General features: G+C 52.1%; 12 protein-coding genes. 5 read left to right on the top strand and 7 right to left on the bottom strand.

What is annotated here, in order from left to right; all coding sequences use genetic code 11:
- The first annotated feature begins 165 nt into the window (after positions 1 to 165).
- Positions 166 to 1,185 carry an SDR family NAD(P)-dependent oxidoreductase gene (locus tag EYC82_RS15505; RefSeq protein WP_279250453.1) on the top strand — a complete coding sequence of 340 codons (1,020 nt, stop codon included), beginning with the start codon at positions 166 to 168 and terminating at the stop codon, positions 1,183 to 1,185.
- A 25-nt stretch (positions 1,186 to 1,210) separates the two neighbouring features.
- On the opposite strand, the gene EYC82_RS15500 is transcribed toward EYC82_RS15505, so the two are convergent.
- Positions 1,211 to 1,351: a hypothetical protein gene (locus EYC82_RS15500; RefSeq protein ID WP_279250452.1), complete on the bottom strand. Its 141-nt coding sequence runs from the start codon at positions 1,349 to 1,351 to the stop codon at positions 1,211 to 1,213.
- Between the two features lie 141 nt (positions 1,352 to 1,492).
- Positions 1,493 to 1,672, bottom strand: a complete 180-nt coding sequence (locus EYC82_RS15495; RefSeq protein ID WP_279250451.1) for a DUF6435 family protein — start codon at positions 1,670 to 1,672, stop codon at positions 1,493 to 1,495.
- Between the two features lie 429 nt (positions 1,673 to 2,101).
- On the opposite strand from EYC82_RS15495, the gene EYC82_RS15490 reads away from it, so the two are divergent.
- Complete coding sequence (locus EYC82_RS15490; protein ID WP_279250450.1) at positions 2,102 to 3,376, top strand: hypothetical protein; 1,275 nt, start codon at positions 2,102 to 2,104, stop codon at positions 3,374 to 3,376.
- A 302-nt stretch (positions 3,377 to 3,678) separates the two neighbouring features.
- The gene (locus EYC82_RS15485) at positions 3,679 to 4,473 is read left to right on the top strand and encodes a phytanoyl-CoA dioxygenase family protein (RefSeq protein WP_279250449.1); all 795 of its coding nucleotides are present in this window, start codon (positions 3,679 to 3,681) and stop codon (positions 4,471 to 4,473) included.
- Positions 4,474 to 4,694: 221 nt separating this feature from the next.
- On the opposite strand, the gene EYC82_RS15480 is transcribed toward EYC82_RS15485, so the two are convergent.
- The 3 genes from EYC82_RS15480 to EYC82_RS15470 form a co-directional block, all read right to left on the bottom strand.
- Positions 4,695 to 5,081, bottom strand: a complete 387-nt coding sequence (locus EYC82_RS15480) for a thiol-disulfide oxidoreductase DCC family protein (protein WP_279250709.1) — start codon at positions 5,079 to 5,081, stop codon at positions 4,695 to 4,697.
- A gap of 89 nt (positions 5,082 to 5,170) precedes the next feature.
- Positions 5,171 to 5,542: a DoxX-like family protein gene (locus tag EYC82_RS15475; RefSeq protein WP_279250448.1), complete on the bottom strand. Its 372-nt coding sequence runs from the start codon at positions 5,540 to 5,542 to the stop codon at positions 5,171 to 5,173.
- Positions 5,543 to 5,654: 112 nt separating this feature from the next.
- A complete protein-coding gene (locus EYC82_RS15470; RefSeq protein ID WP_279250447.1) occupies positions 5,655 to 5,933 on the bottom strand; it encodes a TIGR03643 family protein in 279 nt (92 codons plus the stop codon).
- Between the two features lie 609 nt (positions 5,934 to 6,542).
- Between EYC82_RS15470 and katG the strand changes: the two genes are divergently transcribed.
- Positions 6,543 to 8,735 (top strand): catalase/peroxidase HPI, encoded by a 2,193-nt coding sequence (katG, locus tag EYC82_RS15465; RefSeq protein WP_279250446.1) that lies wholly within the window; start codon positions 6,543 to 6,545, stop codon positions 8,733 to 8,735.
- A 70-nt stretch (positions 8,736 to 8,805) separates the two neighbouring features.
- Complete coding sequence (locus EYC82_RS15460; RefSeq protein ID WP_279250445.1) at positions 8,806 to 9,156, top strand: hypothetical protein; 351 nt, start codon at positions 8,806 to 8,808, stop codon at positions 9,154 to 9,156.
- Between the two features lie 164 nt (positions 9,157 to 9,320).
- Here the strand turns inward: EYC82_RS15460 and EYC82_RS15455 are convergent, their stop codons facing one another.
- Complete coding sequence (locus tag EYC82_RS15455; RefSeq protein ID WP_279250444.1) at positions 9,321 to 10,235, bottom strand: CorA family divalent cation transporter; 915 nt, start codon at positions 10,233 to 10,235, stop codon at positions 9,321 to 9,323.
- A gap of 320 nt (positions 10,236 to 10,555) precedes the next feature.
- Positions 10,556 to 11,869: an MFS transporter gene (locus tag EYC82_RS15450; RefSeq protein ID WP_341475064.1), complete on the bottom strand. Its 1,314-nt coding sequence runs from the start codon at positions 11,867 to 11,869 to the stop codon at positions 10,556 to 10,558.
- Between the last annotated feature and the right edge of the window lie 476 nt (positions 11,870 to 12,345).

Here is a 12,345-nt window from a genome sequence, read left to right as displayed (position 1 = left end):
TCGTCGGCTGATATGGTTACTTATGGCGAGTAAGCTACCAGGGTTTCCTCCGCACTACCGTGGCAGCAAGCATTAAGTCCGTTTTACAAGCCATCGCTAATACGGCGCAAGAAACGTATATTGACAGTGACTGTTTATCCCAGTGCAAAGTAAGGATTTTCTGCAATGACACCAGAAGCGCTCAACGTCATGGTCACCGGAGGAACTGGCTTTGTCGGCTTCCATACCGTAAGAGCGCTCGTGAATGCGGGTCATTCGGTTAGGTTGCTGGTTCGCAGTCCAGAGAAAATGCAACGTGTTTTCGCGCCCTTTGGGCTTGAGAATCTGCCTTATATTCAAGGTGATATCACCGATGAGACATCCGTAAACCATGCGCTGAAAGGCTGCAATGCGGTGGTTCATTCCGCAGCGCTGGTTAGTGTGCATGCCAGTGACTCTGAAAAAGTACTGAATAACAATTTGCTGGGGACTCGTCTGGTGCTGGGGGGGGCGTGGCAGCGCGGTATTCGTCGCATGGTTCAGGTGTCGAGCACCACCGCGTTGTTTCGCAGGGGCGTTGCAAGCGTCGATGAGCATTCTCCTCTGGGTACGGCACTGTCAGGTTATGGTCGATCCAAAATCGAGTGTGAAAAATTTGTGCGTGAGTTACAGAGCAAGGGCGCGCCTATTTATACGACCTATCCAGGCAGCATCATGGGGCCTGACGACCCAGGTCTGAGCGAAGCCATGATAGGCTTACGCACATTTCTAAACACCCGCTTACTGCTCGATACCTCCAGCGGGATTCAAATTATTGATGTTCGAGATCTAGCCCAAGCACATCTGGCTCTACTTGAGCGTGGAGGACCTCCTGCGCGATACCTGATCGGCGGCAATTATTACAGCTGGCCAGAGTATGCAAGGCTGATGAAAGGAATCACACGCCGCAAACTGCATCGCGTCAGTGTCCGGCCAGGGTTGCTTCGAGCGGCCGGCGCCATCGCCGATGTTTTAAGCCCTTTTGTCAACATGGACCTTCCTCTCAGTCGGGAATCGGTTTCCTATGCCACGGAATGGGCGATCGCGAATGACAGACTGGTCAAGAAAACGCTGAGCCTTGAGTATCTGACGACAGAGAAAACCCTGCGTGATTCCATAGAATGGCTGTATTCATCTGGGCATTTAAGTGGGAAGGCAAAAACGTAATTGAAAGGCTATGTATCTAGCTTCGTTAAGACGCAGCGAACCCTGAGGTGCGATTAATGGACAAGCGCTTGATGTATCCGGCCCTGAAATCCAGCCCAGCCGCTCCCCAATTCGGGGAAACCCACAAACACGCTTTAACGATCACGCCACCTGCCAGTCTCTTCATAGCGACCCCTTCGCCTCTGGGGACTATCATCAAATCGACTTTCCATCAGCCGATTACCCCCACCGCTATATAGTGCACGCCACTGCGCGGGACCAGACAGCAGGAACACTTTGCCCTCTGGGTGTCTGCATTGCACGTCCGTCAGGCCGTCGAGGCACCCGCCTCGTGATCGATTTTTACTTTCAGCGCTTCTGCCTGCGCGGTCAAATCGGAATATAGACGGATATTGCCATTTCGCTGGGCCTGGAACGCCCGAGTTAGCAGGGCATCGTACTCCTTGCGCCATTTCTTCAGTGGCGACGACTCAAAAATTCCGAACATTGTGACTTCTCTCCACACCTTATCAATAGAATATACGCAAGGAATACAAAAGAAGATTGGTCACGGTGAGCGCGGCACACCGCAACTCGGTGCAAAGCGGTCGCCCTATTTTTCACGGAATGCCCGATTTCGCGTGCTTTATGCGTGGGTAATGCACTCGTTTAGGGCCGCTCAAAGCCAGATTATTTTTCCTGTAGATTAAGCAGTTTTGTGGCATTTTAGACACGGTACGTGAGCTCGGCGAGAGTTTCGAGTACGGGCCCTATAGTGTTTCACGAGGGACCGTGTCGGCCTCCTCCTAGACCTGTATTTGTCGGTACCGCACTGCATGTCACGACACTCTGATGTCACGCTGCCGGTATCCCTGTCGGAGATGTTACATTGGCACCACCCTGCTCTTTGCAGTGTGAGTGACGTTGGGAGATAAGTATGGTTAAAAAGATATTGATATTCAGCTTGGGTATTGTGATTGGCGCCGCCAGTCTTGCGGGGTTTCAATTGCGCAAGGTGGCGGCCGAGCCCGTCGCCGCATCGGGGCAACTTGAGCAAAGCCTCAATCAGCTTGCAAAAGCGATAGGTGATGCAGGTGTTTTCGTCCGCGAGCACACCTGGTTTGGGAGCGAGAAGGAGCAAGCGGAGGCTTACCGTCACATTGTGAGGGCTTTGATCAACAGTTTGGAGTCACGGGCGTTGGCTGAACCCGATTTTCCACTCTTTGTATCGCTTAATCATTTCAATAAACTGGGGATGGACAATTCGGACCAGCGATATCGTATTGCGCTGTTTGACGGTGACGGTGAGTATCGGGTGTGGGGGACGCGAGGGAGCACCCGGCGGCTGGATTTCGCCGTGTATGGACTCGACTCGATGGCGCCGATGGTTGACACCTTGTCCACAGACGATCTGGAGATATCCGAGGACGGTAGTTTTGAACTCTGGATTGGCGGTGAGCCCAGAGAGGGTAACTGGCTGCGAGCACAGCCAGGGCTGCAGCGTTTGTTGGTGCGCCAGATTCATTCTGATTGGGCCACGGAACTTCCAGGCGACGTGCATATCGACAGGATTGACAGTGGCCGCCCCAACTATCCCCTGTTTTCAGCGAAGATCATGGCCGATCGACTGACGGCAGCTACTAATTTTTTTTCCGAGGAGGTACGTCTTTGGCCCGAACTCAGTCGAACGCGTATCGCGGGATTGGTGCCGGCCAATACACTCCTTGCGCCGCGTGACACGGGCTCGGAGGGAGGACTGGCCGGCCGCCTGATGTCCGGGGGACATTATGACATTGAAGACGACGAAGCATTAATTCTCACGTCCTGGCCAAGTAGCGCCAAATATCAGGGCATTCAGCTAGGGCATCACTGGTGGGAGTCTCTGGACTATGCCAACCGCCAGACCTCACTGACGGCTGATCAGGCTCATTTGAGTTCGGATGGCGCGTACCATTTTGTTATATCTCGTACAGACCCCGGGGTGCCCAATTGGCTGGACACTGAGGGTTTCTCACGTGGTGTTATACTGATGCGCTATGACGGGCTGGATGTCGCCGGTATTCCTGACGAACATCACCCAACAGCGACGCTGGTGAAGTTGTCGGAGTTGAAAGCCAGTTTGCCCTCTGATGAACCTGTAGTTTCAAAACAGGAGCGCATCGATGACTTGGCGATGCGCCGGCGACACGTTCAGCGACGCGAAAATTTCTAGCCGTGCACGCACCAGGCGCCATGTCGAAAAGTTGCTACTTTATTCAGCCCGCAAGCAGCACTGCGGCGTTACCGGGCTTCGATTCATAGACGTGGCAACTGCATCTGCTCATGCGACGTTAACTCATGTTGGCTTAAAACGTGGCGCCAGCTTGCCAAAGTACCCGCAAAATACACCGTTTCGTTGTGGCTTCCGCAACGCGTGTCCGGTCAATCTACCGAGAGTGTTCTGGTGCCAACACGTCACCCTGAGTTAACTTAGTAGCTTCGGCACCAGTGATCTTTTATACGATGGAGGTAGCTGTGAGCACATACCAAGTAGACAGTACACAGTGCGAAAACTACCGAGGCGAGGGGTTTGTGAAGCTCGATGGCGTCTTCTCACCACACCAGGTGCGCCTGTATGAGCGGGCAGTTAGCGCCGCGATAGAGGAGAAAAACAACCTTCAGGCTGAAAAACCACCCAACTCCGAGTCGACTGCGTACGAGCAAGCCTTCCTGCAAGTTATGAATATTTGGCGTAGAAGCGAAGCCGTGCGCGCGATGGTCTTCAATGAGACGCTGGCGCAAATAGCAGCAGATTTGATGGGCGTCACTGGTGTGCGGCTCTACCATGATCAGGCGCTTTACAAACGTGCAGGAGGAGGCAGTACTCCCTGGCATTGTGATCAGTACTATTGGCCGTTAGACGGCGACAACACAACCACAGTGTGGATTCCGCTACAAGATACATCGCTGGAAATGGGTGCACTCTCGTTCAGTGCCAAAAGCCATTTAGTCGACCTTGGTCGCCACTTGCCTATCGGAGAGGATTCCGAGTCAATCATTAGTGAGCGATTAGCCACTATGCAGCTGGCACAGGTAGAGAATGCTTTTAAAGCAGGCGATGTCAGCTTTCATTCAGGCTGGACGTTTCATAGTGCTCGCCGGAATACGACTGGTTCACCCCGGCGAGCTATGACCATTATTTACATGGCTGATGGCACCAGACTGAAACAGCCGGAAAACGATAATCAATTAGCAGACTGGCAGCAATGGTGTCCGGGTGCGAAGGTGGGAGAAGTCGTACAGACTCCGCTAAACCCCCTGCTTTGCTGAGTCTATTTTCGGCCCTGATGAATTGGATTGTTGCCAAGTCGATGTGGCGTCATTTAGTACTCTGCAGAAAATAAGTACCGCGCCTTATACCTCCGCGACCGAATCACCGACCAACTTCAGCCCTCGTTCTATCTGCTATCTACGATTAGCCGCTGTTTTACGAGCCGCGTAACGCGTCGATAAAGGCGATCCGCAAGCCTGACACGCACTGCTCTGGCCTGCTATTTTTCCTCAATCAAAAATCGATCACGCTCTTTTGCTGTAGGTAAATAACACTGGTCACGCTTGCCGAACCAACGGTATCGATTACTGGCCAGAGAAGCATAGCAAGCGTCGCGCCACGCTCGGGGAAACCAACGAAGAATTCGAAGTACTCGCCAGAAACCAAAGTTTCGCGCGACCTCTAGCGCAGCGTCTGAGCGAATATACGCTTTACCACCGCTGACATATAAAAACGTATCGGTATCAGCGGAATCTATTCCATGTTGCCTCATGAGTCGATCGCCCACCTCACTCTGTAATGGCGCAAAGAGAATACTCTCGGTTTTATCATTAGCGAGAATGAATCGCACAGAAGCCGCACACACGTTACACACGCCATCGAAGATAACAATAGACTGGCTAGACAGAATGACATCCGACGCACAGGCCAGTGCCCGGCGTTTCCTGAGATACGCTCCATCGCAGCAATGGCGTATTACGCACGGGCATTAACAAACAACACATAACTGAGAGCCATGAGAGAAAAATTTGTCGTTACTGGGTTGAATGCTTCCGTGAGCAATGATGGAAGCTGCAGTGCAACAAATATAAAAAGGAAGAACAATGCCACAATACTTAGCATCGGAAGAACGCGAGTCTTGTAAAACACAATGAGAGCAATGCCAAAAACTATCTCCAAAATGCCAGCCGATCTAGTGACAAGCAGAGACAAATTATCGGAAAACCCCATGGTTGCCGTTAGAGCTTTCTCCAGTGGTGCCACGGTCAAAAGCTTGGGAAAAAAACCTTGATAAATCCAGCTTAGACCTAAAATATAGCGTGCGACTTGTACTACATCATTTCTCATTAGCTGCAAGAGCATCCAGCTCGTAGGCGCGAACAGGATAGACGCGGCGACGTATCGGTATGAGCCGCCTGGATAGCAGTCTCGAGGATCATTACTGCTATCTGCGAGTACATTACTTGCCCCTTTGCTTGTACTGTGTGGGGCAGTATCCACGTTTAACGTCCGAGCTTCTGAGATTTACGTGTTTTGTTTTTTTACCCGTGACTCTTTTACGCCATAGACGAAAACTGGACGCTTTCAGCGACGATCTCATAATCTTGATCACGTCTGCTTCAGTAAAGCCGTAATTTTCCTGAATTGCCTCAAATGGGGTGCGATCCTCCCACGCCATTTCAATTATTCTGGAAACGACATCTTCGGACAGAACAGGGCTTTTACGCTGGTCTTTCATTGAGGCAACAGTAAACGAATTGATTACGATTCGCCATACAAAGCACCGGGCGCTGTCATTACATCAACGAGGTGCCCTCGCTAAACTGGTTTTCGAAGGGCACCACCGCTTGACCGGATCCAATCCATAGGTCCGCTGGATCAGCCCTCCCGGATTGTAAAGCGGCGCCCGCGATAGCACTCTGCACGTCGGCATCAGCGATGAGGTGCGTCAAAACACTATAATGGGTGCCTGTTTGCCTATTCCTGTGGCAGACCGCCATGCGCAGCTGACTCAGAATGAGTCGCGGCAGACGGGGCCAACCGATTCCACATTGAGTGCGGTATGGTACAGGCCTTCACTTCCCTTCCTGGCTCAGCGCTGGAAGCCACTAGCGCTCTCGAACTGCCCGTTGCCGCCTATTGCTAATACCCACATATAAATTGTGCTTTCATTCGCATCTGTTGACTTGCAAAAATGCAGGCAGGTTTTTCTCACATTTTTTAAATTCCGCAACTCGTATTGTCGAACCTGTCTGTTCCCACTAGTGTTTTTATCTAGCCTATGTTTTCATCGCAGTGGCTGCTTATCCAACCGTCAACACAACCTCAATCGGTGACAGGAAATTGTATGAATGATGAAATGAAATGCCCGATTCGTGGCGGTTTCAAGACCGGCGATCTCGCAAACAAGAGCTGGTGGCCTGAGCAGCTCAATCTCAAGATTTTGAATCAAAATGCGCCGCAAGTCAGCCCACTTGAAAATGATTTCGACTATGTTGAGGCGTTCAATGCTATTGACTATGGCGCGCTGAAAAAAGACCTGGCCAGCTTAATGACGAACAGCCAGGACTGGTGGCCTGCCGATTATGGCAACTACACCGGATTCTTCGTTCGCATGGCTTGGCACAGTGCCGGAACCTACCGCACCTATGATGGTCGCGGCGGCGCTAATTCTGGTTCACAGCGATTTGCACCACTGAACAGCTGGCCGGACAATGGCAATCTCGATAAAGCCCGCCGCCTGCTGTGGCCGATCAAACAGAAGTATGGAAATCATATCTCATGGGCAGATCTGATGATCCTAGCGGCGAACGTTGGCATGGAGCAAAGCGGACTCAAAACGTTTGGTTTCTCTGGAGGACGTGCTGATTGGTTTGAGCCAGAAGAGGATATTTACTGGGGTCCGGAAGCGGAATGGCTGGCAGCATCTGGTAATACGAACAGCCGCTATGCGGGGCAACGTGAATACACTGCAGCTGATGCAGATGCCAATAAGCTCGATACGCCCCTCGGCGCTGTGATGATGGGTTTGATTTATGTGAATCCTGAAGGCCCGGATGCGGTTCCAGATCCGCTTGCTGAGGCGCACGATATCCGCGTGACTTTCGCTCGCATGGCAATGAATGACGAGGAGACTGTGGCGCTGGTCGCCGGAGGTCATACCTTTGGTAAAGGTCACGGTGCGGGACCAGAACATCTGGTTGGCGTAGAGCCAGAGGGCGCCCCAATGGAAAACATGGGGCTGGGCTGGATAAACAGCCATGGCACTGGCAATGGCGATGACACCACCACCGCAGGTTTTGAGGGTGCGTGGACGCCGACCCCAGACACTTGGGATATGACCTATTTCGAGAACCTGCTGAGGTACGACTGGGAGAAAGTTACCAGCCCAGCAGGGCACATCCAGTGGCAGCCCGCGGCCGGCCAGGGCGCTCCTGAGGCGCCGATGGCGCATGACTCATCCGGGACGCAGCCGCTGATGATGACCACAGCTGATATGTCGCTGAAGCTGTTTCCCGATTATGCAAAAATTTCGGCTGATTTTTTAGCCAATCCAGACAAGTTCGCCGATGCGTATGCTCGTGCCTGGTTCAAGCTCACCCACCGCGACATGGGTCCCAAAACCCGGTATGCGGGCCCTGAGGCGCCTGACGAAGACCTGATTTGGCAGGATCCGATTCCGGCTCATTCTGGTGCGATCATCACTGATGCAGAGATAGCTGACTTAAAAAGCAGAATTCTGAAATCTGGCCTGTCCGTTTCTCAGCTGGTCAATACGGCATGGGCTTCAGCCTCGACGTTCCGCAATTCTGATAAACGTGGCGGCGCTAATGGCGCCCGCATTCGACTTGCTCCGCAAAAAGACTGGGATATCAACGTCTCGTCCGGGGTGTCCGCCGTGATCGCCAAACTGGAAGAGATTCAGGCTGAGTTTAATGTGAGCGGCACGCGTGTCTCTGTAGCGGACCTAATCGTGCTTGGCGGTTGCGCTGCGATAGAGCAGACCTCTGGCGAGAAAGTGCCCTTCACACCCGGCCGCGGCGATGCGACCCAGGACTGGACTGATATCGATTCGTTCGACGTCCTGGAGCCAAAAACCGACGGCTTTCGCAACTACAACAGGACCGATGACCCACGCACGACAGAAGAGCTTTTGGTTGACCGCGCCGCCCTCTTAACATTGAGTGCGCCGGAAATGACTGTTCTTATAGGCGGTCTCCGTACCCTTGGCGCGAATGCGGCTGGCAGCACCCACGGCGTATTCACGGATGATGTCGGTACGTTGAGCAATGACTTCTTCGTCGCTGTTCTCGACATGGCAACTAAATGGGTGCCGGACTCGACTAACGAGCTGTTCGAAGGCCGTGATCGCAGGTCTGGCGCGGTGAAGTTCTCGGCCACTCGCGCAGACTTGGTGTTCGGGTCAAACTCGATCCTGCGGTCGATTGCTGAGATTTATGCGCAAAGCGATTCGAAAGAGCGGTTTACGCGAGACTTCATCAAAGCCTGGGTTAAAGTGATGAACCTAGACCGTTTCTGAGCTGACACCCTGATCGATAGTGACAGAGCTATCTTCTATCTCGTTTAGTTAACTGATGGGGTTCGATGATATGCAGCTTCCTATATTGAAATACATTAAATTGACCATAACGTTGATTGCTTGCTCTCTAGCCAGCGCGCAGCTCTTCGCTACCAGTGGTAGCTGTGGCGATCCCGCATCGCTAGAACGACTGCCGCCTTCCAAGCGAGCGTTGGTCGAGCAGCGCTGCAATGACAGAGCCACCAGAGCCGTAAAAGAAGAGGATTTTCATCTGGAAAAGCAGGCATGGGCTGCAATTTATTTTGCGGAAAAACCAGCGGTGCGCAAAGTCTACAATGATAAAGCTAACATGGTTAACGGCTGTCCCGGTGGCTTCGATGATACCAATTGCGACCTCGACGATCTGGTCACTGTGTTCTAAAAGACCACCGTCACGAGTGCGGATATTACCTGGATTGATAGAGCCTCCAGCGGCGGATCCGGCTACGTCTGTGAGCGTTATGATTCTTCAGAAGATGGCTCAGACCTTCTTGACTAGCAAAACTATCGCTGTTGAGACATCCACTTGTGGATACTACGTGTCGTTCACATCCATTTTTTCCACTTGATAACCACAACCGCCAGTACTCCAATAAACAGCAGGAACCCGCAGACCCGCCAAAAGGCAAGTGGGTCGTGAGCATCAGGAACACCCGCAACATTGATGCCCAGAAGCCCGGTAATAAACGTCAGCGGCAAAAACACCGTCGCTACGAGCGCCAACTTGTGCATTGAGCGCCCAATTTTTTCCTCGTCGCGATTTCGTAGATAATTAAGCAACAGATTTACACGATGATGAATAGTCTCAATTGAACCGATTAATCGACCAATGTATTCCGCTTCCCGCCGCAGATATTTCACATCAGCCACGCCCGGCAACTCATGCGGGTTTAGCGATAAAAAGGTCAATTCGGCGCCCATCGGTGACAAGTAGCGACGCAGTGCCAATGCCTCCCTACCTGCCATTACTACGGCATCATCTCCCGCGTAATGCTTGTCTTCCATGACATGATCCTCGAGTTCATCAATATGATCTGAAAGAGATGTCAGCTCAGATTCCACAGGCTTGACCAACGCAGTCACCAGTAACGGCAGCAGACGGAACGCACTGCCGCCAAAGTTCGCTCCGCTGTATTTATCAAAAACATCCTCGACCACATCAAAAACGCCAAAACATACCGTGATTAAACGAGTGGGCTGGATCAGTAGATTGAAACCCACCAACACATCCGCTTTCTCGGTATCGCGACGCACCATGCGCAGTACAACTCCTGACTCCAGGTGCACCCGCTCACTATGGGAGGGTGCCGTTTGAATTAAGGAGGAAATTACGGCCGGAATATCATCTTCTTTCGCCAGTTGCGAGAGATCTCCACGCGTGCTTCCGTCTATCACAATCCATTCGACCTCATCAGAATGGTCAGTATCGTCGTGTGAATGGCTAAACGTTTGCCTCTTCATAGGTTTGGATACTCTTATATTATTCGTAACGGCGGGGACATTCGTATGGCGCGTCGTCCACCGGCGATGTGTCACCCAGACGCAGCATCGTTTCTCACGTCTGCGGAGGGATAACCCCTACTTCCTCATGTCTAGTTTCTGGAACACCCCTATCGCCGAATACTATTCGGCGATCACTCACGCTGGTTCTGCATTTTCAGCCATTCCGTAGGCCATTGCCTAAGCTTGCTGCCTTGTCCTTGACCCCGCGACATGTCTAGGAGAAGACCTACATTTTTTATTCAATTATCCTCGGGTTTTTTCTTCGCACGGTTTGACCATTAATGTCCGAGAGCACTACTGTCGTCTCTTGGCTTGGTATCGCGGATAAAGAAGGTAATTATTGTTCCGATAATCATTAGCGCTACAACAAGACTGTAACCCTTGAGCTCCTGCACTTCCGACGGTAGTCCGTTGCTGGCCACACCCATATTAGCGATAAAGCCGACGCTTGGTTGTGCCAGAACCGGCAAGAACATTACGACAAAGTTTACAAAAGCGAGTTTCATTCCACGGTTATGTCGCGCTGCATTGTCCGCAGTCATTACAAACGCAAGCGCTTGCCCCCCCGTCGTAAAGCCAAGCATTCCCAACAAAACAACGGTAAACCATGTCGGCTGAATATTGGCGAGCATAATCAATGACGCAATTATTGTGGACGCTATGGCGCAACTCAAGTACAGAATTTTTCTGCGGCCAAGGCGGTCGGCGAGATGGCCAAAACACACTCCACCAGCAGCAAAACCAATGAAAATCAGCGTGGTCGCTAGACTGGCGCCCTTTATCGATAAACCGGTTTCTATTTGCAGAAAGGCGTCACCCCACAGATCGCCTATGACAGAGATGGGGAGATATAGCCCCGCTCCAGATAGTGCAATCAGCCAAAGTTGGCGATCTTTCGCGACCTGCATGATGGTGGTGAGAATGGGTACTGGTGCATCAGGGTTATAACCGTCCTGCTTCATCAATTCTATAAACCACGACGGGCGGCGTGGCACGAAAAACCAGAGCATGATGGCAATTCCGAAACCGACCAGCGTGCAGACAAATAGTGGCGCGCGCCAGCCAAAGGATTCAGCGAGTATCGTTAAAGGAAACTGTGCCGTAGACGCGCCCAACGTACCCATCGCTACCGCTAGGCCGGGGACAACCCCGTGGCGGCTTGGCGGAAACCAAACCATCGCCAGATAGACCACCCCCAGGTACGCAACTGAGCTGCCCAGTCCTTGCATAAACCGTCCCAGGCCCATAGCGACGATATTATCGGTGGCCGCAAAAACAAGGCACCCCACAGCAACGAATGCTGCAGCAGGGGCCGCGACTAGTCGAACGCCAAAGCGGTCCAACAAACGCCCAACGACGAGCTGTGCCGGCGCATAAGCAAGGAAGTACATGCTCATGGCAAGGCCGAAAATGCCGTCGCTCGCTCCCGTGGCCTCGAGAATGTCGGCCTTCAGGACTCCAGGTGCAACACGCGCAAAAAATTCATAAAAGTAAAAAAGCCCTGCCACCAAAAAAAAGAACCAGGGACGAAGTCCAGCCCGAGCTTCTTGAGCCTCGTTATAGACCGCATTGTTGACCCGGTGATTACTCACGAGAGCGCCAACTTCGCCGTATGCATAAGACGTGAAAAACTGGGTTTTCTGCGCAGTGCGCTGCGGCCACTATCCACTGCTGACCAGTCAATCTTGGCAGCAGAGCCAAGCGGGGCACTTACCCTCCCGCCATTGTTACCGCATAGCGACCCATCAGCTGGGTTTGCAATAAAACTTTTTAAAGCTAATAACATCAGACCTATCCTTCTCGCATGAGCGGGGAGTCTTCGCTTAAGCGATAGCGCCGTGAAACGAAGCACCGTTTATGGCCGCCCTGCTGTGACAGCATAGTCAAGACACCGCGGCAATCGGGTCGTTTCTCATGGTCTCACCGACTCAAGTATAGATCAAATAAACTGCGTGCTGTGGAAACTGCTACTCATTAATGGCTAGCCAACCTGACCGGATTCATTCTATCTGCTCGGCACTAACACGTCATTTTGGGATAGCGATTAAGGTACAGCAAAGGTTATGGA

Source organism: Candidatus Marimicrobium litorale (assembly GCF_026262645.1).
Classification (GTDB): domain Bacteria; phylum Pseudomonadota; class Gammaproteobacteria; order Pseudomonadales; family Halieaceae; genus Marimicrobium; species Marimicrobium litorale.
This window is presented reverse-complemented; position numbering and strand designations above follow the sequence as displayed.